General features: G+C 29.3%; 18 protein-coding genes and 5 pseudogenes. 16 read left to right on the forward strand and 7 right to left on the reverse strand.

From position 1 onward, the window contains the following. Window positions 1–82 (forward strand): annotated as a pseudogene (locus ORL93_RS29205) (IS6 family transposase); the annotation flags it as partial. Window positions 83–443: 361 nt separating this feature from the next. Here the strand turns inward: ORL93_RS29205 and ORL93_RS29210 are convergent. After that, window positions 444–1481: a hypothetical protein gene (locus ORL93_RS29210; protein ID WP_199668465.1), complete on the reverse strand. Its 1038-nt coding sequence runs from the start codon at window positions 1479–1481 to the stop codon at window positions 444–446. 476 nt (window positions 1482–1957) lie between these two features. On the opposite strand from ORL93_RS29210, the pseudogene ORL93_RS29215 reads away from it, so the two are divergent. Further along, a pseudogene (locus ORL93_RS29215) lies at window positions 1958–2319 on the forward strand (helix-turn-helix domain-containing protein); the annotation flags it as partial. Between the two features lie 109 nt (window positions 2320–2428). Here ORL93_RS29215 and ORL93_RS29220 read toward each other — a convergent pair. Both ORL93_RS29220 and ORL93_RS29225 read right to left on the reverse strand, forming a co-directional pair. Continuing rightward, entirely contained in the window at window positions 2429–3847 is a 1419-nt protein-coding gene (locus ORL93_RS29220) for a S8 family serine peptidase (protein WP_199668464.1), read from the reverse strand. Window positions 3848–3999: 152 nt separating this feature from the next. Next, window positions 4000–4170, reverse strand: coding sequence for a lantibiotic paenibacillin (locus ORL93_RS29225; RefSeq protein ID WP_265960195.1), 171 nt, complete (start codon window positions 4168–4170; stop codon window positions 4000–4002). Between the two features lie 301 nt (window positions 4171–4471). Between ORL93_RS29225 and ORL93_RS29230 the strand changes: the two genes are divergently transcribed. The 12 genes and pseudogenes from ORL93_RS29230 to ORL93_RS29280 all read left to right on the forward strand — a co-directional run bounded on the left by ORL93_RS29230 (window position 4472) and on the right by ORL93_RS29280 (window position 16899). Beyond that, entirely contained in the window at window positions 4472–7687 is a 3216-nt protein-coding gene (locus tag ORL93_RS29230; protein ID WP_199668462.1) for a lantibiotic dehydratase, read from the forward strand. Between the two features lies 1 nt (window position 7688). Then, window positions 7689–9539 (forward strand): ABC transporter ATP-binding protein, encoded by a 1851-nt coding sequence (locus tag ORL93_RS29235; protein ID WP_265960196.1) that lies wholly within the window; start codon window positions 7689–7691, stop codon window positions 9537–9539. Between the two features lie 42 nt (window positions 9540–9581). Beyond that, window positions 9582–10934 carry a lanthionine synthetase C family protein gene (locus ORL93_RS29240; RefSeq protein ID WP_265960197.1) on the forward strand — a complete coding sequence of 451 codons (1353 nt, stop codon included), beginning with the start codon at window positions 9582–9584 and terminating at the stop codon, window positions 10932–10934. A 33-nt stretch (window positions 10935–10967) separates the two neighbouring features. Beyond that, window positions 10968–11477, forward strand: coding sequence for a hypothetical protein (locus ORL93_RS29245; protein ID WP_265960198.1), 510 nt, complete (start codon window positions 10968–10970; stop codon window positions 11475–11477). 67 nt (window positions 11478–11544) lie between these two features. Further along, window positions 11545–11682: pseudogene (locus ORL93_RS29250) on the forward strand (WXG100 family type VII secretion target); the annotation flags it as partial. A gap of 326 nt (window positions 11683–12008) precedes the next feature. Further along, window positions 12009–12140, forward strand: a pseudogene (locus ORL93_RS31345) (Y-family DNA polymerase); the annotation flags it as partial. Window positions 12141–12242: 102 nt separating this feature from the next. Continuing rightward, a pseudogene (locus tag ORL93_RS29255) lies at window positions 12243–12473 on the forward strand (IS4 family transposase); the annotation flags it as partial. Between the two features lie 126 nt (window positions 12474–12599). Continuing rightward, window positions 12600–13307 (forward strand): IS6 family transposase, encoded by a 708-nt coding sequence (locus tag ORL93_RS29260; protein WP_040118712.1) that lies wholly within the window; start codon window positions 12600–12602, stop codon window positions 13305–13307. Window positions 13308–13876: 569 nt separating this feature from the next. Continuing rightward, window positions 13877–14431, forward strand: a complete 555-nt coding sequence (locus tag ORL93_RS29265) for a DUF3967 domain-containing protein (RefSeq protein WP_265960210.1) — start codon at window positions 13877–13879, stop codon at window positions 14429–14431. A gap of 479 nt (window positions 14432–14910) precedes the next feature. After that, window positions 14911–15312 (forward strand): hypothetical protein, encoded by a 402-nt coding sequence (locus ORL93_RS29270; protein ID WP_265960199.1) that lies wholly within the window; start codon window positions 14911–14913, stop codon window positions 15310–15312. A gap of 86 nt (window positions 15313–15398) precedes the next feature. Continuing rightward, entirely contained in the window at window positions 15399–16196 is a 798-nt protein-coding gene (locus tag ORL93_RS29275; protein WP_265960200.1) for a hypothetical protein, read from the forward strand. Then, entirely contained in the window at window positions 16183–16899 is a 717-nt protein-coding gene (locus ORL93_RS29280) for a hypothetical protein (protein WP_265960201.1), read from the forward strand. Before ORL93_RS29275 ends, ORL93_RS29280 begins: the two co-directional genes overlap by 14 nt. A 109-nt stretch (window positions 16900–17008) precedes the next feature. On the opposite strand, the gene ORL93_RS29285 is transcribed toward ORL93_RS29280, so the two are convergent. Further along, a complete protein-coding gene (locus ORL93_RS29285) occupies window positions 17009–17308 on the reverse strand; it encodes a hypothetical protein (protein ID WP_265960202.1) in 300 nt (99 codons plus the stop codon). Between the two features lie 384 nt (window positions 17309–17692). Here ORL93_RS29285 and ORL93_RS29290 point away from each other — a divergent pair, with 384 nt between their 5' ends. Further along, the gene (locus tag ORL93_RS29290) at window positions 17693–18325 is read left to right on the forward strand and encodes an ATP-binding cassette domain-containing protein (protein ID WP_265960203.1); all 633 of its coding nucleotides are present in this window, start codon (window positions 17693–17695) and stop codon (window positions 18323–18325) included. Between the two features lie 21 nt (window positions 18326–18346). Continuing rightward, complete coding sequence (locus ORL93_RS29295) at window positions 18347–18829, forward strand: hypothetical protein (RefSeq protein WP_265960204.1); 483 nt, start codon at window positions 18347–18349, stop codon at window positions 18827–18829. A 100-nt stretch (window positions 18830–18929) separates the two neighbouring features. Here the strand turns inward: ORL93_RS29295 and ORL93_RS29300 are convergent, their stop codons facing one another. From ORL93_RS29300 to ORL93_RS29310, 3 genes are all read right to left on the reverse strand, one after another. Then, window positions 18930–19502, reverse strand: coding sequence for a tyrosine-type recombinase/integrase (locus ORL93_RS29300; protein WP_265960205.1), 573 nt, complete (start codon window positions 19500–19502; stop codon window positions 18930–18932). Between the two features lie 204 nt (window positions 19503–19706). Further along, entirely contained in the window at window positions 19707–20033 is a 327-nt protein-coding gene (locus tag ORL93_RS29305) for a 6-aminohexanoate hydrolase (RefSeq protein ID WP_265960206.1), read from the reverse strand. Next, a complete protein-coding gene (locus ORL93_RS29310; RefSeq protein ID WP_098116921.1) occupies window positions 20026–20262 on the reverse strand; it encodes a helix-turn-helix transcriptional regulator in 237 nt (78 codons plus the stop codon). The genes ORL93_RS29305 and ORL93_RS29310 overlap by 8 nt, the downstream gene beginning before the upstream one ends. Window positions 20263–21436: the final 1174 nt, after the last annotated feature.

A 21436-nucleotide genomic window follows, 5' to 3' on the forward strand; every position in this document is an offset into this window, starting at 1 on the left:
AAAAGGACAACTTAACCTACAGGTGAAGTCTGCTCAAAATGAAGTTGGGTTCATACATAAGTTATTTGGAATTGCATCATAATCTGTCATTGAATAGGCCATGTAGGTTCTATATCTCTATCAAATGGTTTTTGCACCAGAACCCTTTCAATTAAATTTATACACCTTCACCTTGAATGGTGCATAGAATAAAAATAGATAAAGAGAATAAGAGATTTTTTGTAATTATTTTATGGAATATGGCATACATAATAATAGCTACAAGATGCGAATACGCTAAAATATAATTGCATCTTGTTGCAAAGGATATTCCTATAAAATAAAAAGCTAAACCCCCTTATATACCAAGGGGGTTTAGCTTTTTATCAATTGAAGGCTAGAATATTATGTTTTGTTCAATGAAAATTAAGCTAGTCGAAATTTTGCTATTTTTCATTTTTTTGTTATCGTTGATACTTTTGTAATTCTTTTAATAACTGTTGGCGCTCTGTTTCTATATCCTTCTCTGAATGTTGTTGTATTTCAACTGCATTTGGGTATTCATTTTTTTGCTTATGTAGCCATTCAGGAATCATCTCTTGTCTATTTGTTTTCTTGTTCTTTTGTTTAGATTTAGGGATTAAATCTAATAATTTTTTCTCTTGTTTTCTTCGAAGTTCAAGATCTGTTATCTTATTTTCTATGGATGTAATTAAGTAATTTTCATAATTTGGTACAGTACCTTTTTTATAGTTATTAATACATTTTTTTAATACAGAATCAAATGATCTCTTTTGTATTTTACCTTTAAAAATATCTCGAACTTTATTGGTAATCCATAAAATATCGTCATCAGATAAAGATGGTGTATATACAGTATTCATTTGTGTTGCATTAATAATTTTTGAATTTTGAATATCCTTTGTATCTGAATGTAAAACGTTCGGTATATCTTCATCATCAATATTTGTTATTTTTTCTTTTGTATATATTGTTTTTGTAGCTGTACCGACAGTACAGTACTGAGAGTACTGTACTGTCGGTACAGTAGTAATTTTTTTTAGAACTTTCGACTGATGTACATTTAGTACATCAGTTAAATCTTGAGGGATATCAAGGGTTCCGCCATTCATTAAGCTCAAAGATTTGACGGAAGATCCCGAATTTATTAGTTCCGATATTGATTCTAGAATGAACGCGGAAAATTCTTCGGAAATGAATGGAATATCTGAAACATTATAAAAGGATTGTTTTTTTCCATTTATGTAACAATTAAAACCAATTATATAGTTTTTACTTGCAAGTTCTTTCCAAGCTGCATCTATATTTTTTCTACTAAACTTTTTATATAATTGTGTTTTATAAATTATCCAATCACTTGGTAAACTCATAAGGTGAGAAAGGAGCCCAATTGCTCGTAAATCAATTAAGTCATTTTGTAATGGGTTATTGTGTATCTGAGCATATTGATTTGTATGACGTCTTTTAATTATATTACTCATGATATTTTCTCTCCTTTTAAAGACAAAAAGAAAAAGCATTTTTTCTATTTTTAGTTATAAGAAACTACACCTCTTGAAAATTCGCTATGGAAAATGTACACTATATGTAATAAGTTTATAAAACAAAATTTATAGGAAGCGTTTTAATTCATTGGGAGTTGTTCTGTACCGGCCAAAGTATGAAATAACTTCTTTTTCTTTTGTCTTTTTTATATTAATTGTTATAGATTAATAGTCAAATTCAAAATACGGATGTTATCCATTATTATGTGAAAAATATCTAATTGATAATTGTGAAAAAATTCCGAAAATGTTTTCTGTATTACCTTACCACATTAATGAAATCATGGATAAAATATGCAAATTTTCATATTTTATCCATGATTTTATATTATAAAGGAATATTTTGGTAGTTTCTTTATCATGTTCCGACAGAAGATTCCCTCCTCAAAAATTTAAAAAGTGAGGTGCAACTCATGTTAGTAAATAAGGCATATAAATTTCGTATCTATCCAAATAAGGAACAGGAAATATGAATTGCTAAAACCATCGGTTGCAGTCGATTTGTATTTAATTGTTTTCTTACTCTGCTGAGCTAACTCAATTAAAGAAGCAACAGGATACGATTGGGTTAAAAGAAGTCGATAGTATTGCTCTTCGATCAACATTGAAAAGTCTCGCAGATGCTTTTTCACGTTTTTTCAAGAAACAGAATGATATGCCACGTTTCAATTCTAAAAAGAATAAAGTTAAATCATACACAACCAAGCAAACAAACAAACGGAAATATTGCTATTGTAGACAACAAAAAATACCTAAACTTGGAATTGTTCCCTTTTTCTAGAGTATAGCTTCGTTTTAGAAACTTTGCAACAGAACCGAAAAAAGATGCCAAACGGCATCTGAGTAATATAATAAGTTAGGTTTGTACAATAGAGTCCCATTGCTTATCTTATATGAACTAAACTTTGATATGTATTAATTTGACCATAACCAAAGTAAATATCTTTTCCTTTAGGACCTAAATCTTTCGCCCCTCTTTGTAAAAAATAATTAATTTGTTGTATAGACGGTTTCTTGTGATGAATTTCTTTATATCTTGAGATAATGAGTGCTGCGGTCGCAGATACTTGTGGCGCTGCTAAACTGGTTCCTAAGGATAATGAATACCCTTTAGGGATTCCAACAGCTTGATCTAGCTCAGTATTATTTAGTGTAACAGGATGTGTTACTAAAATCATCTCTTGTATATCAAGTTCTTGTTCAGTATCGAATTTTTTTCCGAAGTATCCTGTAGGTGCAGAAAAATCTATTGTTTGTCCATAATTTGAATAGCGAGCAAACTTACCACTTTTTTCCGTAGAAGATACTATGATAGGACTAGTAAAACTCGCTGGAATTTGAATTTTTGAAGTAGTATTACCATTTTCTTCGATTTTTTGAGGGTGACTTAAATCAATACTATCATTTCCAGCTGAAGCAATAACTAATACTCCATTTTTTTGAGCATATTGGATTGCCTTTTTATATAGTTTAATAGTTGCCTTGTCTGATTTATTATTAATAGATTTGAAAGTACCTAAGCTTAAATTAATAATATCATTATCATCTTTAACTGCTTGAATAATTGCTTTAACTACCCAATCAGATTCTCCATCTCCTGTACCAAAAACTTTATAAGGTATGATTGTAGTATTTGGAGCAATCCCTTTTATATTTCCTTGTGCTGCTATAATTCCAGCAACTTGTGTACCGTGCCCTAGTTTATCTTCAAGTGTTGGATCACCTGTAACAAATGATTTTCCTTTGGTTACATCTATACTTCTTTGTAAATCTGGATGTGTAATATCCACTCCGCTATCAATTAAACCTATTAAAATATTTTTATTTCCCTTTTGTATGTCATACGATTTATAGTTATTAGTTACATTAGAGATATGCCATGTGAAATTTTGATAGAATTGTTCTTGAGTACTAAGAGCATTTGATGATAAACTCATATGCTCTTGTGTTTTATGAATACGAGTATTATTAGTGTTTTCAGATACAGGTGTTACATAGGTGTTTGTTCCGTAATCCTCAATATCATTTGGGAATTTTTCTTTTATGAAATCTATTATTTTTTTCGTATTCAAATCATTATTCATTTTTAAATTAATAGTACCAATTTCAGGTATCTGTTCTATTTTTACATTTTTAAACTCTTGGTGTACGGCTTCTTTTATCGTATTTGTTGAATTTGTGTTCTTTAATATAATAAATATAGAATTACCTCTGCTATCTGCAGCAGCAGAATTAATATCCGTAATACTGCTAAATACAAATGCTAACATAAACATAAGAAAAAGTTTTTTAGAAAAATTCATTAACTATACTCCTGTGAAATATTTTAATTAGTAGATTAATCAGAAAACAAGCACCTCGTTTTTAATTTTATAAACGAGGTGCTTGTTTAATATTATGAAAATAGGATATCTTCAACGTTGAAAGATAATTAATTTCTAAATGTATTTAGAAATTAGTTACAGTTAGAACAAGACACAAGTGAGCAACCACAAGTGAAAGTTTTGCAATTTTTAATAGATTGTTTGATTGTTTGGCCAATTGTTGTCCAAGTTTGAGGTGATACATCACCAGCAGCCTTAGTTTTTAAATTCACATCAAGATCAAAAGCTTTAATTTTTTCCATGTTAATTCCTCCAAATATTTTTTATCGGAATATTCCGTCTACTAAATTTAAAACCATTTTTTTCCACAAGTCAATACTTTTTTGTAATAAATGTATTTATTTGCAGTAATAACAAAAAATGAATTTTCTTAATAATCCATTATATGGAATATTCCACCTCATAAATTTACCTTTATATCCAAAAAAAGTCAATACTTTTTTTGTAATAAAAAGAATATTATACTAATAGAGAAAATAAAAAACAGTCAGACTTCTATTTGTCTTTTAAATTAAACAATAAACTTAATCGAGGTGATATTAATTGTCAAATTCAAATACACATTCAAATTTACAATTTGAATGCCAAGACTTTTTTATGTTAAGGACCCCATTACTGCCAATTAATAAATATTTAGAAGTATTTAATCCGGATGGGAAATCAGATGTTGAAAAATTAGAAAATATAAACAAAAAAATTGTTAAGTTAATAGAAGATCCTTTAATTAGGGAAGCCATTGCAGTAGCTAGTCCAAGCTTATGTAAGTCTCTACCACATATTCAAGAAGAAAAGGACAGTAAGAAAAAGAAACAAGCATTATTCAGCTTTATACGTTTTTTAATACGTATGATGACACGTCCAACTCCCTATGGGTTATTTGCGGGAGTATCAAAAGGTGATTTTGCTACTCATACTAAGGTGAAATTAACAAACTACAATCAATTTAAAAAAAGAGTGCGTCCAGATATGGAATGGTTATATGAGATAATAAAATTGTTAGAGAGCAATCCAATGGTTATTAATCAGGTTAAAGTTTTCTTTAACCAAGCTACATATATACATGGCGATCGTCTTAAATTGTCATATCATACTATGCTAGGGAAACAATCTAATGAGGCAGAAGAAATTGAAAGTGTTAATGTGCGTTTTTCAGATGCCCTTGAAGAAGTAAAAAAATTGACTCAAAACTCTATTACGTTTTCTCAGCTACAGCTTCAACTGCAAAAAAAGTATGAGGATGTGCCTTTAGTTGTAATAGAGGAGTTTCTTAAGACATTAATAACTCAAGAAATCTTATTAACTGAATTACGACCTCCTTTAGTTAATACATCAACATTCGACTATTTGATGAACACAATATCCTCCATAGAAGGAATAGATGAGTTCAAAAAAAGTCTGGGGGAAATTTCTAATTTAATAAGCGATTACAATAGCACCAGTATTGGTAAAGGGGAAAAATTATATAATCATATTAATTCAAAAATGAGTAAATTAGTAGAGAATACAACAAGTAACATACAAGTGGATCTAGCACTTGGAGATAATAATGAAATTAATCTTAATAAAAACATAAAAAATGAAATTGAGAGTGTAGCTAATCTATTTTGGGAGATTAGTTTACAAAATAGTTATTCACCTCTTACTGAATATCGAAATGCCTTTATAGAAAAATATGGCGTTTATCAAGAGGTACCATTGTTAGAATTACTAGATAGAGATATGGGATTAGGTGTACCAGCCACATATGAATCATCTCATAGGAATGGTTTATATCACCCTATACATGGTGAAGAAAGTAATCAGCAAAAGTTAATTACAAGTTGGGCATTGGAGGCAATTTATAATAGAGAACACGAAATTAATCTAACCGATGAGAAGCTTGCAAAGCTTAGGGATTCCAATAAAAAAGTTCAACATATCAAAGCGTCGTCTATGGAACTATATTTTACATTAGCCTCTAACAGTTCTGAGGAAATTGATGCAGGTAACTATCAATTAACTTTGAGCCCAAATCCTGGTTCAAATGCTGTTGGGCAAACATTTGGTCGTTTCATGGATTTATTCAGTGATGACGATTCTTTGAGAAGCGAATTAAAAAAAGTGCAACAGGAAAATAATTTGTTTTATAAAGAAGCAATCCATGCCGAATTAGTTTATTTACCTAACAAGGGTCGTACAGCTAATATTGCAACAACAGGAAGTGTTAAACCATATGAAATTGCAATAGGAACTATGGCCTCTAAAGATGAATCTCATGTTATTCCACTTTCAGACTTATATATTGGAGCAGCCCATAATCATTTTTATATCTACTCTAAAAAATTAGATAGAGAAATTATACCAACCACAAGTCATATGTTGAACACTCAGTTAGGGCCAAGTATATTTCGTTTTCTGAGTGATATTATTCAAGAGCGAGAGGGATCCTGGTCAAAAATTAATTTTGGTAAATTAGAAGATTCTCCTATGCTACCAAGAATTAGATTAGGTAAAGTCATTTTGTCACCTGCTAGGTGGTTGTTAAAACATGATTTTTTAAATGTAAATAATAATAGTTTTACAGAATGGACTCATGCATTCAAAGAATGGCAAAAAAATTGGAATGTTCCTCAATATATTTATTTAGTAGAATTTGATAACCGATTATTACTAGATCTAAATAATCCTTTACATCTTGAGATTGTAAAACAAGAGTTAGATAAAGTTGGAAAAGATCGAGCGTTAAAATTAATTGAAATTGAGGGAGATATAGATGCTCATTGGGTAGAAGGTTCAGATGGTAAATATATCATGGAAGGTGTATTTCCATTAGTACGTAAACAAGAAGTTTCAAAATCAACTTCACAAATATCGCTAGATAATAACTATATAAGAAGAAATGCCTACATTCCGTATCAACAAAGAGTAAAATTCCTAGGGAGTGATTGGTTATTTATAAAGCTTTATGGAATGAGTGAGAGAGAAGAAGAATTCTTAAGTGAAGAATTGAAACCATGGATTGAAAATTGTAAGGATAAAAATTGGGCAGACTATTTATTCTTTATGCGCTATTCAGATCCTGAGCCTCACATTCGACTACGCTTTCATGGAGATCCTGATTTGCTTATACATCAAGGTATCCCAGAAATAATTACTTGGACCAATGATTTAAAAATTAAAGGATTATTAAATAGATTGGTAATAGATGCATATGACCCAGAAATAGAGAGATATGGTGGAAATGCCTTAATAGGGCATGCAGAAAAGCTATTTTACACTGATAGTAATATCGTTTTAGAATGGTTAAAATGGAAAAAAACAGATACACCAGAAGTAAGTACTGAGTTATTTGGTGTGGTTAGTACCATACATTATTTAGAAGGATTTAATTTATCATTTGAAGAACAATTAGCATGGTTAGAACGTTATGTGGATTATAAAAAGCACTTAAAGGAGTTCCGAAAAAATAGAAATACGTATATGAAATATGGAAATTCACAGGATGATTGGCAAACACTTCGATCAGTTCCAGAAGGGGAATCACTATACAGACTATTGAAATTAAGAAATGAAACCACCATGGAATACCTAGCAGCAATTAATCAAGTTAAATTAGCAGACAATTTAAGTAATGATTTCAATGATATTGTTGCTAGTGTAATTCATTTACATTTAAATCGTTTAGTTGGTATTGACCGAGAAAGAGAAGATAAAATTATGACTTTAGCGTACCATACTTTAAGAAACTTACGTTATACGAGGGAAATTGCTCATGCATAATATGATAAAAGAAGATGAACAATTAAATATATCACAAGTATTTAGATCTTTTAAGTTTTTACCAAGGGTTTTCCATTTGTTATGGAAAACCCATCCTGCTTTTTTTATACTAGTTCTATTTATTAATGGTTTACAAGGTTTTATACCAGCAGCTATGTTACTTGCAACTCAAAAACTAATTAATACCGTGGCTCTCTCGCAAAATGAAAGTAATTTTGAACCGATTACTATAGCAATTTTAATCCTTGTAGGAATTGGTTTATTTAATGAGATTTTGAGTACAATTGAAGATTATATTAATACTGTATTTGAATCTATGTTAGTTATTCGAATTAATGAAAATTTAATGAATAAGTCTACATCCTTATCATTAAGCCAATTTGAAGATTCGGAAGTTCAAAATCTATTAAAAAGAGCGCAATCTGAGGCTAGTTATCGGCCATATCAAATTTTAGGTGGAATTACTACTTTATATAGTGGGTGTATTACACTTGTTTCTACCGTAATAATTGTGTTTACATGGAATGCTTGGGTTGCAAGTGTTCTAATTTTCACACCAGTTATTTTTTTCTATTGGTTTTTACGCTTGGCGCAATTAGAATTCAAAGTACACTATGATCGGGCACATCGAGAGAGGGAATCATGGTATTTATCGTTTCTAACAACAAAAGATACAACATTTAAAGAAATTAAATTGTTTCAGCTAGGTAAGCACCTAATAAGTCGTTATCAAAAAATTAATAAATATTTTTTAAATCAAGATAAGGAATTGGCTAGAAGACGACTGAGACTTTCTTTTGTATTTCAACTTATAAATCAACTTTTAATGGGATGTATAATTTTTTTAATTGCACTCTCAGCTTTTACAAAGCAAATTTTAATCGGTAATGTAGTGGGATTAATTCAAGCTTGTACCAATACGCTTTCTGCGTCTCAAGGTATTGTAAGGGCTATATTATCTTTTTGTCAAAATAATTTATATTTACAACAATTATTTACTTTTTTAGATTTGCCGGAGGAACAGAAGAAACAATCGAACCTTGCTAATATTCCTACAGCGTTCAATGAGAAAATTAATACCATTGATATTTGTAATCTAACATTTACTTATCCTAATACAGACAAAAGAGCTTTACGTAATATAAATATCTCTTTAAAAAAAGGTGAAACTGTAGCGATAATAGGAAAAAATGGTTCTGGAAAGTCTACATTAGTAAAATGTCTATTACAATTATATACGAATTATAGTGGAGAAATATTAGTAAATGGACGAAAGCTTACTGAAATTGAACCATTAGATTATACCAGTAAAATAGGAGCTGTCTTTCAAGATTTTGTGCATTTTGAACTATCAGCTAGAGATAATATAGGGTTTGGAGATACAAAATTTTTACAAGACGATATATCTTTATATAACGCAGCTGAGAATGCTGGTATTTCTTCGCTAGTCAAGCAGTTACCAAAACAATTGGATACACAACTGGGTAAATGGTTTGATGATGGTTACCAATTGTCAGGCGGACAATGGCAGAGGATTGCTATTGCTAGAGCATTTGTGCGAGATGCTGATATATATATTTTGGATGAACCAAGTGCAGCCCTGGATCCAGAAGCTGAAAAAGATGTATTTAATCGTTTTAAACAACTTGTTGAAGATCGTATTGGAATATTTATTTCACATCGATATTCGTCTGTCCGATATGCAGATAAAATTATTGTAATGGAAGACGGTGAAATTAAGGAATTTGGTAATCATGATAGCTTAATTAAGGAATGTGGTATTTATGCTGAATTATACAATATGCAAGCAGAAGCATTTCTAAGTAATAATGTAGAATTACAAACTAATTAGGAAAAATTACTTTTTTATAAATAACTATACCGGAGGTAAACAATGGTTAAATTACAAAATTCTTTTCTTATACAAGATCAGCAACTGAAAGAACGTATATGGAATATTGTTCTTTCTACTGCTGAAAAATTTAAAGATATTGATAAAATTGAACAGCTTATGATGGAAAATATAGATCCAGATTCAAGAGAACTTTATAGTAATTCCCTTGGTTCTGGGTATCCAGGTATCTGTTTACTATTAGGCGAATTAGATCGTATAAACCCAGAAGGAGATTGGGACTTAGCTGCACTTGAATATTTAAAACGTATACAAAATAATTTACAAACTGGTTCAATAAACTCTTTATCCTTGTTTAATGGGTTAACTGGTATTATGATGGGAATAAATGCATGTTCCAGATCCGGAACTAGGTATCAAAATTTTTTAACACAATTAAAAGAATTCTTTTTAGAGGTTTATCCTACTATGTTACAGGATTCATTCATGAAGACAAAAGATGGAGCAAAAATGGAGGATTATGATGTTATAAGTGGATGGACTGGAATTGGACGTTCATTACTATTGTTTTCAAATGAACCCGAAATTGAGATAGCTTTAAAACAAATACTAGAATATATAGTGAAACTTAGTGAAAATAAACAAATAAATAATTTTCTAATACCTTCCTGGTACCTATCCAAAGATAACTTATTTTTAGAAAGTGAAAAAAAACTTCATCCTAATGGAATCTTTAATTGCGGATTATCACACGGAGTATCTGGGATTTTATCTTTCTTATCAATTGCTAGCCAGCATAAAATAACAGTCTCTAATCATCACGAAGCAATTGAGAAAATCGCTACATGGCTTATAGGTTGGATTCAAGAAGAAAAAGGTGTGAAATTCATACCAAATGTTATTAGTTTAGAAGATTATTTAGCAGATTCATATACAGGAGGTTTTCAACATAGAGATGCTTGGTGTTATGGTTCACCAGGAGTTGCTCGAGTTTTATGGTTGGCTGGGGAAACTCTAAATAGAAATGATTTAAAACTTGAAGCTTTGTCTCTATGTAAATCTACTTTCCAACGTTCGCCTGAGACGTGGGGAATCTATTCATCTACGTTTTGTCATGGATATGCAGGTCTATTGTCATTAACACAGGAAATGTGGAGAGTATCAGGAGATGTAGATTTAGAAATACATAGAAATGAATTGGTTTATAAACTTTTGGAAACTTTTGATACACTAGCGCCTTTAAATTTTTATGACTCTGAGTTTAATTCAAGTCATAAAGAAATACAAAATTATACAAAAGTAGGATTAATTGAAGGAACTACAGGTATTTTATTATCACTTCTTTCCACTATTAATCCTAATTGTACCTGGGAAAGTGCATTTTTAATAAAATAACATTAAAGAAAGGATTTTTATATGCTTCGAGAGATGATTCAAATTGGTTGGGATATAATTACTCTAAATACACCCATGTATCTGAATTTTTGGATTCTAATTATCTATATACTCAGCGTGTTAGAAGGGATTTTTACATCTATTCAAAAAGGACGTCCACTAATAAGAGTAATAGTTTATGCGTTGATAGAAAGACTCATCCTTACCATTGTTGCAATAACAGTCATAGGTTTTATATTACGTGTCATCAATTTACTTTTACCAGGGCATATACAACCTTACAATCAGAATAATTTAGTACTATTGAGCTTAATGATTATTACAACTTCTATTGTATTAGATTTTATTATTAGAGTTATTGTGAAAAATAAACATTTAGATATAATACTAGTGGTAGTAATAATTGGAGTTGTTGTTTCCATAGGTTGCTTATGGGGGCTTACATTAATTTTTAATTCTGTAATATCACTTAGTTTCGTAGTTATACTATTGATAAGTGTTATTTTGACGTTATTTTTAACTATAACCTATTGCTTTAGGTGATGTTAATTTAAAGATATAAAACGGGGTAACGTCAGGAAAATGCGGATTTACAACGTTAAAATATTTGAGACAAATTAACAAACTAAGACCAAAAATAGAAAACTTCTAACAATTATTACATAAGATTAATGTTCAACTTTCAAGAATTGCGGAAGCTGTTACTTCTCATGATGAAGAATTGTCACGTAATTTCGGTTTGAAATAAGAAATGCTGCAATCCCTATAAAAAGAGTTTTAAATGAGCCATGCAACTTTTATTGTATGGCTCATTTAGTTTTTTATAATAAAGATGCTGGAATGTAAACTAATTATGAAAAGATTATTTCCAAAGAAGAAAAGGCATCTTAATGAGTGCCTTTTCTTCTAATTGCACCACTTCACGTTCAATTAGTTAAGAATATAACATTTTATAATTTCATGTACCATAATTCGTATCAAAAATAAAAAACACTTATTTACTAAGGGATTGAATAGACCTAAATTATGTGTTTATAACGAGATCGTATGTTTTGTTTTTGGGGGGGTGAAATGATGTCCAATTACTCAAAATGCATGAATCGAATGATATTCTGTATCGATCTTTGTTCATTTTTCGCCAGTTGTGCTTGTGTTATGCGGGGATTAGATCCTTTGAAAGTGAAACTGGCTGTTGTTGGAGACGTAATAGGGATTTCTAAGAGCAATCGGAACAGATGTACTTAAAAGTAACAAAAACGTATTATGGTGAATCAAGGCTTTTTTATCCAGCTTTGCCTAGGAGAACTTCTCGAACAGATTTTGAAACAATTACAGCCTGGAGAAACATTTGAATTAAAAAATACTTATATTGGTGATAAACAACAACTGTTTGCATGCGTCATTGTTAATCGATTAACTGAAAAACAACTTCAAAAACGACGAGCGAAAATCACAGAAAAAGAAAAATCTAAAAATAGAACGTAATCAGAGACAAGTAAAATTGTAGTGGGATTAAATGTGTACATGGCGAAGACACCTTGAGAATGGGTTCCGATGGAACAAGTACATGAGGGTTCCGGTGCAAGAAATTCAAGATACATGCAAGTAATCTCCTAACCTTGGACATACTGATAGTATTACTCTAGAAAAAGGTGTGTGATCGATATGGAAAAGGAAAATTTGTTCAAATGGAAGCATTACCAGCCGGAACTAATCTTATTAACAGTAAGATGGTACCTACGGTACAATTTGAGCTTCCGTAACCTGGTGGAAATGATGGAGGAACGAGGCTTATCCATGGCTCACACAACGATTATGCGATGGGTTCATCAATATGGACCTCAATTAGAAGAGAAAGTACGACATCATCTTAAAACAACAAATGATTCATGGAGAGTCGATGAAACTTATATTAAAGTGAAAGGGCAATGGATGTATGTATATCGTGCCGTTGATTCAGAAGGGAATACCATTGATTTTTATCTAAGTAAATCAAGAGATAAACAAGCAGCCAAGCGCTTTTTCAAGAAAGCCTTGGCTGCTTCTCATATTTGTAAACCTCGTGTTATAACAGTAGACAAGAACCCGGCCTATCCCGTAGCGATTCAAGAGTTAAAAGAAGAGAAACATATGCCTGAAGGCATACAAATAAGGCAAGTTAAATATCTCAATAATATAGTGGAACAGGATCACCGTTTCATTAAGAAACGTGTACGTTCTATGTTAGGATTCAAATCGTATGAAACAGCCACTTCTATATTGAGCGGCGTTGAAGCCATGCATATGATGAAAAAAGGACAACTTAACCTACAGGTGAAGTCTGCTCAAAATGAAGTTGGGTTCATACATAAGTTATTTGGAATTGCATCATAATCTGTCATTGAATAGGCCATGTAGGTTCTATATCTCTATCAAATGGTTTTTGCACCAGAACCAAATATACTGTCTACAGCAGGTGCACATTTGATGCTATGAAGGATACCTTGTGTACACCTCGACTCTACTTTTAACGAAAAATACGTGTAATTGGGAAAATTTGAGTCGACCGCGAGTCAACATTCTGGAAATTTTCGTGTACCCACGTTTAAACTAGGCTTTGCCTAGTCCCAACCCCTAGTTGGGCCCAAAAACTCCTTATGCTCTTCTCTCTTTTTTGATCCAAAATTTCCAATTTTATAGAGTAGCTTGTTTTTTAGTCAAAAATTATTATATTAAAAAACAAAATGTTAATTTATTTGTATGCTTTTTATTGATTTGAGTAGAGTCGATATCAAAGAAGAAAAAAGAGATGAAAACTATCTATTTAGTAAGTACAAGATCTAATGAATATTGAGAATGAAGAATTAAGTTTGATTTAATTTGAATTTATTTGAAGTGTTAAGATAAAGGAGTTATAACTGTTATAACGAATTTGAAATATTGAAAAGGAGGTTATGACTATTATGACACCTATTATTTATGAAAATGTATCCCAGGTTGCAAAAAGATTAAAAATATCACCTTCTACGGTTAAAAAATATTACTTATTAATTGAGAGTTATAACTGTTATGCCTTTAAAAGAGATGAACGAGAACGAATTATTTTCGATGATTATGATGTTAGGTTATTACAAAGATTAGTAGAGTTAAAAAGTATGCCACAAGTTACATTGGAAGATGCTTGCAAATTACTTTTAGAAGAAGAAGGATTAACAGTTAATAATACAGATATGACTGTTATAACTCCTGGATCTGATGATTTAAAAGGAGTATTGAGAGAATTAAAAGATACAGTAGAGTTGCAACAAAAACAATTACAGAATCAAAATGAGCAAATAGCTAAACTAACAAACTTATTGGAATCTCAACAAAAGTTATTGACTCATTCTAATACTATAGAAAAACAACAGGTTACTGATCGGGATAAAGCGGTTATGACTGTTATGCGAGAACTTCAAGAAGTAAAACAGATAGTTGCAGCAAGTAATGAAAAGAAATGGTATCAATTTTGGAAGTGATTTGCTGAGTCCTGGCGTTTATGCCGCGAAAGTTCCTTGATGATGAGGGGAACCCTCATGCAAACTCGCCAGAGGTGGCCCCAGAAGGGCGGTTTTTGCCCGCTGGGGGTTAGCTTTGGGAGTTTGAGGGTTCGGAGGCTCGTGGTCAAGGGAACCGTGGAATAAAAAGCGAGGACGGACCCCAGTACAGGGCAAAAACAAATGTCTTCGCTAAGATTCGTGATTCTATTGTTAGAAAAAGGCGAATAAGAATATAGCATACATATAATAAGGGAATGCAGTACAGATCAGGATACAAGCATTCCCTTGCTACTGTTATTTTGTTATTTATATATAATTTATTAGGATTTTATTTAAAATATTAGATTAGGTTAAATGAAAAAAAAGAAGCAAAATTTGAATATATAAAAAAATTAATATAACGATAAAACAATAGTATACTAGCTTTTGGTAAGGGAACTAGAAGGGAAGAATTTTAAATGAAAAAAATTAAAAAATTATGTATGTTAGGTCTTTCTTTTGCAATTCTTGGTTCTGCAGTCCCTGCATTAGCGGATAATTCAGACGATTCACCTTGGTCAAATGTTTATCAATGGAATAGCCCGTATGATCATACTCCAGCTAGATATAAAACCAATAAAACAGCTTATTATAATTATGTTCAAAAAACAACTGATATTGGTTACATGAATATTTGGGCTGCTTTATATGATGGTCGAGATGTTTCTGATGGACATTCATATAAAGTACAAAAAGGTGATAAAACGAAATTATATAATAAAGCTGTAGAATGGTATCAGCCTGGTATCTCTGTGAGAATTGATTCATCAAGATATTGGAACGGAAAATCATCTGGTGTTTGGAGTCCTGACAGTATTTAATATTATTTGCTATTATTTATTTTATTAATGATTAATTAATTTTAATGGTTCCCTTACCTTATGATTTTAGAAAGGATATAAAAATAATGATACAATTTTGGTTTTTACGTGTAAAAAGAAGTTATTTTTATTATGCTCTTTTTATAGGTTTGATTCTTTCATTTACACATTTAATAATAAATGTTATTCCATTGATGAAATTTAATAATATTATATTTACGCCCTATACTTCGTGGATGTCTGCAAGTTTTACAAGTGTTATTCCTATTTTATTTTTCTTAGTTTTACCATTGATTTCAAGTTTACCTGTATCAACTCTTTTTAAAGATGATAAAGAAAGTGGTCTTCTTAATATAATTTTAATAAAGACTACTAAGAAAAAATATTTTTCAGGGTTATTTGTAGTAACTTTTTTAATTGGATCTATTGTAATAGCTATTTCATTATTGATAAATGCTTTAGGAAGTTTTTTATTTTTACCTAATTTGTTACCTGATGAAATTGTTAATAGAAATATTGGAATGAATAGTGGTGCGACAATATTAGTTGATTTGTATTATAATCATCCTTTTATTCATATGATGTTAAATATTTTAATTTGCTCTATATTTGGAGGTATTTTTGCTGTCTTTTCTTTAAGTATTTCTTTTTGGATAAAGAATAAGTTTATTGTTCTTGTAGGTGGATTTATAGTACAGATTGGGTTATTAGTTATAAATATGCTTATTTTTTCTGAAAAAGCAATAACACCTTTCTTCTTTTTACCGGAAAATGCGAATGTTTTACCTATTAATATATGGATTGTTTTTGGTGTAGGAATTATTTTATTTTTGGTGTCTTGTGTAATATATTTTGTTGGAGTTAAATCTTATGATATTAATTAATCGTTTGTTTATAAATCAGTTTATAAAGTTTTGGTCTTCTTGGAAGATGAATATTTTTAGTTTTTTATTATTAAGTGGTTTTATTGAGTATTCTTTTTTTCATCAAATAAAATTGCATGAGACAATAGATTTTTTCAATGTTATAGAAATAATTCAAGATAGGTATATGTATTTATATATTTTTATTCCTATAGTATTGTTGCAATTAGGTATTTTTCAATCAACTGGTTTAAATGAAATTGTTGCATATAGAAGAAAAAGTTATGAATTTGTAATAGGATTAATAAATACTTTTTTAGTGTTATTAACTTTTCTTTTATTTTTCATAGTGGTTATGAGTTTGACTAATATTTTTTATATTTATAATGATAGGTATATAGATGATGTTTATGTGTTTTTTATTAGTGAATTATACATGTCTATATTGTTAGGATTAGTATGTATATGTTTAATATGGTTAATTGTAAAAGTATTAACAAATAATCGTTTTATAGCTTTCATAGTTACATTATTTATTTCATTTATTGAAAATTATTTAAGTAGTAAATTTAATTTATCTTTATTTTGGGGTAAATCTTTTGAAGTGAATATAGATCAGTCTATCTTATCTCATTACTTTGGGATTTTTTCTTTAATTGGAGTAGTTTTAATATTAGTTAGTGTATTTTATTTATTTTCTATGAAAAAGGAATATTTATCATGACATTTCTAAATTTAATAAAAAGAGATATTCAATTTATTGTTAGTCATATATATAAAAGATTTTTGATTGTTATATCTATATTATTTTTGTTAGTTTTTATTTTGCATTATCAATTTGATAAATTATCTTCACTAGATATTATGTTGTATTTCTTTAAAGGTATATCGAAAGAACAATTGGATAATAAAATTTTTATTTTTCCAATTTGTTGGTTAGTATTCCATTTATCTAGTTCTTTTATTTTAAGTGATGTTTTAAAGAATGATATTTTTAATTTTTCTCCGTATATATTGATAAAAAGAATTTCTAGGAAAAAAATATGGATTAGTAAGGTAGTTGTTTTACTAGTCTTTTCTTTATTTTTTAATCTTTTATTTTTTGGGATATCCACAATATTCATTTCAATCATTACTAAATATATAGGGAATATTAATGATATGGTATTTTTACCTGATATGTCTAATGTTTCTGTTAGTTTTCTTTATATGTATTTGTTTATTATTCAATTTTTAGTAACTGTTTTGTTAAATATGATTTATTTTTTATGTAATTTAATATTACCGGCGATTTATTCATTTTTAGTAAATATATCATTGCTTGTATTTATTATGATGGTTTATATACCATTGAACCCATTGAATTATAGTATGGTAAGTAGAATTAATCTATCGTCTAATTTATTGATTTGGGAACCAATTTTAGGAGTTTTTATTATAATAATTATTCTTTTAGGTATTAGTTATTATATCTTTAATCATTTGGAATTTTTGGATTCGAAAGAAGGTACTTAATTATGAAATATATAGAAATTAGTCATATTACTAAATGTTTGAAAAAAAATACTGTATTAAATGATATATCTTTATCTTTAGATAAAGGGAATATTCATGGGTTCCAAGGAATTAATGGTTCAGGCAAAACAATGTTGTTTAGAGCTATATTAGGCTTAATAAAGTTGGATAAGGGAGAAATTTATATAAATCAAAAAAAATTGCAGACTGATGAAATTTTCCCTGTATCTGCTGGAGTATTAATTGAAAATCCAGGGTTTATTGAAGAATTTTCTGCATTTAAGAATTTAAAATTATTAGCATCTATTCAAGGGCCTTCCAATAAGGAGAGTATTGATACTGTTTTAGAAATGGTTGGTTTAAATCCTAAAGATGAACGAAAAGTAAAAAAATATTCATTAGGAATGAAACAAAAATTAGGAATTGCTCAAGCTATTTTAGGATCTCCTGAATTATTAATTTTAGATGAACCTACTAATGCTCTAGATGAAGAAAGTGTAAATAAATTATGTGATTTATTACTTAAATATAAATTAGAAGGTAAAACAATTTTAGTATCAAGTCATGATAAGGATTTTTTGAAAAGAATTTCAGATCAAATAATAAAGATCAACCAAGGACAGATTGTCATTTAAGTTTTGAAAGAAGGTTTTTTTGTGAAAAAAAAATATTGGTTACTATTATTATTTCCTTTGATATTTATGATTGTATTTCAATATAATCATGTGAATAATAAATTTAAAGATTTTGAAATTGTGATAGAAAAATTACGTTTTAATCAAGAAGTAAAAACAGATAAATTTAAGTTTACAGTGAAATCATTTGTTAAAAGGGAAAAATCTTCAGAATATGCATATGATGTTAAAATGCAAATTCAAAAATTAACTCGTGGAGATGATGATTTCTTTTATTATTTATATATAAATCCGCATCTTCAAGGAGCAAATCAAACGGATGGAATAAAAACAACAGAGTTTCCAAAGCCTGTTTCTAATTTGATTCCTTTAAAAGTTTATGATGGTGTTGTAGAAATGACACTACCAAAAGAAAGAGTTTCTGATAATAATGATGAAGTTGAATTAGTATGCATGGAAAAAAACGGTAATAAGGTAAAGAAGTATATACTTCCTCTCGAATAGATTTTTAATAAGTAAAGACTAAAAAAGTTGGTATTTTATTGATTAGCTTTTTTAGTCTTTATTATTAAGGAATTCTAGATATTAAATTATTTATAGTTTTTTAAATTTGGAAGTTATCGAGAATATTATCTTTTTCTTCTTTATTGATACCAATATATTTGAGTGTAATTTGTGGTGTACTGTGATTGAGTATGTCTTGCAACATAGCGACATCTTTTGTTTGTTTATAGAACCAATAGCCGAATGTTTTGCGCATTGTGTGAGTTCCTATAGATTCTACATCGGCAAAATCACCGGCTTTTTGCAATTGTCGATAGGCTTGGATTTTACTAATGGGTTGATTTCCTTTACGTGAAGGGAATAACCAGGTATTTTCTACTGTTTGGGCGTATTGATATACTTCGTCAAAAATAGAAGTAAGATTAATAATCCGTTCTTTCTTCGTTTTTCCCTCTTTTACTTTTAATTCTTTTCTACGTTTTCGTTTTAATTTTAAAATCATATGAGTCTCTAATTGAAGTAGATCACTTACTCGTAGACCTGTATTGATCCCAATCGTGAATAAGATGTAGTCTCTTTCTGAACAGTGACGTTTAAGAGCCCATTTCATATCTTCAATCTGATCTTTACTTCGGATGGGTTGGACATCAATGAGATGTGTTTTTTTGTTCATGTGTTTCTGTACCTCTTTATTTATATTGTTTTGAATGTATACTTTTCTTGCTAATTTTGATGATATCAGGGGAATTGGGATAAAGTCAATGTTTTAGAGGATTTGAATGTAAACAAATATCTAAAAGTTTACATTCGGAAAGAGGAAGTAAAAAAACAGTAGTGCATAAAATCACTACTGTTTTTTTATTGTTTTTCAAATAAATTATTTGAATTCTTGTCTGTATAATCTAACAGAATAAATAGCTCCAACGAAAAATACAACAGCTTCAAATAATATAGAAAATTGACGGAAATACATATCTTTATTTACCCAAGAAATAAAGACGCCATGCATTACAAGTTGAGCAATAAACATAACAAAAATAATTTTAAAATAAATACCATTTGTTCTTTCATCTGGTCGACCAAATTTTTTTCCGATAATAAAAAGTACAATTATTGAACCCACCCATAGAAGGCCTGTAAAACCTACAACGATATTGAAATTGTCTGTGCTTTCTAACATCCAGTTGTTTAATAGATCAAGCATTATTATCTTCCTTTCCTACATAAGAGAATATTTCGTTTATATCAACCTCAAAATAATTAGCTATTCGATATGCTAACACCAGTGAAGGAGAATAATTATTCTTTTCCATAACAAATATCGTTTGTTTAGAGACTCCAACAGCGTCAGCTAAATCTTTTTGTGACATTCTTTTTAACACTCTATATTCGTACACTTTATTCACTATAGAATCTCCATATTTTTCCTTCATAGTTAACACCTTCCTTTCTTAACACCTATATTAAACCTAATTTATAAAAAAGTAAAGTTTAATTATACAAAAGATATTTTTTTTTATATAAATTAAAAGAAATTCTATATATTTTTTTAAATTTCAACCTTATAAAAAAGAAGGAACTTTATGAGGGAAATCTCAAAATCATAAGTATTAAAACTAGTAGAAAAGCGGTGTAAAAGCAGTATAAGCGTTATGATTGCTTTTTTTGAAAATAATCCCCTTACAACGTATCAAGAAGTGTTTATTTTAAAGAGTCTTTTAGTTTGTCTGAGAGGGTATAATAAACTTATATGAGGTTGGGGTTTTATAGAAAAAAAGAAAACAAAATGAAAGTAAACTAATATTAAAAAGTTTACATTCAGTAGTAACAAAAAAGTCCCTTAATAATGCTAAAGGGACTTTGCTCACACAAATGATCTGCACATCAATTCATCTTTGATATACAGATCATTTGTATGATAATTTTTATAAATAATTGCGGAATAATGAATTTACATTACTGCTTTTAAAAGTTCTTGTACAAATGGAATGATTCCACCTACAAATTTTAAAACTGCCATTGCGATTGCCATGTTATTTCCTCCTCTTTTTTCGTATTAAGGTATGATAATCTTTATAAATAATTGCGGAATAATGAACTTACATTACTGCTTTTAAAAGTTCTGCTACTAATGGAAGTACTCCACCTACAAATGATAAAACTGCCATTGCGATTGTCATATTATTTCCTCCTTTTTTTTCGTATTAAGGTATAATAATTTTTATAAATAATTGCTAAATAGTAAACTTACATAAATGCTTTTAAAAGTTCTTGAACTAATGGAAGTGCTCCACCTACAAATTTTAAAACTGTCATTGCGATTGCCATATTATTTCCTCCTCTGTTGTTGATGCTAAGATGTGATTTATCTTTATGCTTTCATTATAGTAAGCGCTTACATTTATATCAATATATTTTTATATGCAATATTACATATTGACGGGTTAATGAAATATCACATTTTCGCATTAAGGAATCCTATGTTTTTAGGATTCTTTTTTAGTTTCTGATAATATTGTTTTAGTTGAATATAGATTTAAGTGATTTAGCAAGAATTTAAATATGTGAACCATTAGTTTACATCTATTAGACTAATGGTTTCTTTAT

Source organism: Bacillus sp. DHT2, assembly GCF_026241455.1.
Classification (GTDB): domain Bacteria; phylum Bacillota; class Bacilli; order Bacillales; family Bacillaceae_G; genus Bacillus_A; species Bacillus_A pseudomycoides.

Bases quoted from the DNA above. Each gene is read 5' to 3' on its own strand.
- ORL93_RS29245 (WP_265960198.1), top strand. From the start codon at position 10,968: ATGATTCAAATTGGTTGGGATATAATTACTCTAAATACACCCATGTAT.
- ORL93_RS29265 (WP_265960210.1), top strand. From the start codon at position 13,877: ATGACACCTATTATTTATGAAAATGTATCCCAGGTTGCAAAAAGATTA.
- ORL93_RS29280 (WP_265960201.1), top strand. From the start codon at position 16,183: ATGATATTAATTAATCGTTTGTTTATAAATCAGTTTATAAAGTTTTGG.
- ORL93_RS29300 (WP_265960205.1), bottom strand. From the start codon at position 19,502: ATGAACAAAAAAACACATCTCATTGATGTCCAACCCATCCGAAGTAAA.
- ORL93_RS29220 (WP_199668464.1), bottom strand. From the start codon at position 3,847: ATGAATTTTTCTAAAAAACTTTTTCTTATGTTTATGTTAGCATTTGTA.
- ORL93_RS29260 (WP_040118712.1), top strand. From the start codon at position 12,600: ATGGAAAAGGAAAATTTGTTCAAATGGAAGCATTACCAGCCGGAACTA.
- ORL93_RS29290 (WP_265960203.1), top strand. From the start codon at position 17,693: ATGAAATATATAGAAATTAGTCATATTACTAAATGTTTGAAAAAAAAT.
- ORL93_RS29275 (WP_265960200.1), top strand. From the start codon at position 15,399: ATGATACAATTTTGGTTTTTACGTGTAAAAAGAAGTTATTTTTATTAT.
- ORL93_RS29225 (WP_265960195.1), bottom strand. From the start codon at position 4,170: ATGGAAAAAATTAAAGCTTTTGATCTTGATGTGAATTTAAAAACTAAG.
- ORL93_RS29285 (WP_265960202.1), bottom strand. From the start codon at position 17,308: ATGATTGAAATGAATATTGTGGATATCCCAAAAAATAAAAGATTAAAA.
- ORL93_RS29210 (WP_199668465.1), bottom strand. From the start codon at position 1,481: ATGAGTAATATAATTAAAAGACGTCATACAAATCAATATGCTCAGATA.
- ORL93_RS29270 (WP_265960199.1), top strand. From the start codon at position 14,911: ATGAAAAAAATTAAAAAATTATGTATGTTAGGTCTTTCTTTTGCAATT.
- ORL93_RS29235 (WP_265960196.1), top strand. From the start codon at position 7,689: ATGATAAAAGAAGATGAACAATTAAATATATCACAAGTATTTAGATCT.
- ORL93_RS29305 (WP_265960206.1), bottom strand. From the start codon at position 20,033: ATGCTTGATCTATTAAACAACTGGATGTTAGAAAGCACAGACAATTTC.
- ORL93_RS29240 (WP_265960197.1), top strand. From the start codon at position 9,582: ATGGTTAAATTACAAAATTCTTTTCTTATACAAGATCAGCAACTGAAA.
- ORL93_RS29310 (WP_098116921.1), bottom strand. From the start codon at position 20,262: ATGAAGGAAAAATATGGAGATTCTATAGTGAATAAAGTGTACGAATAT.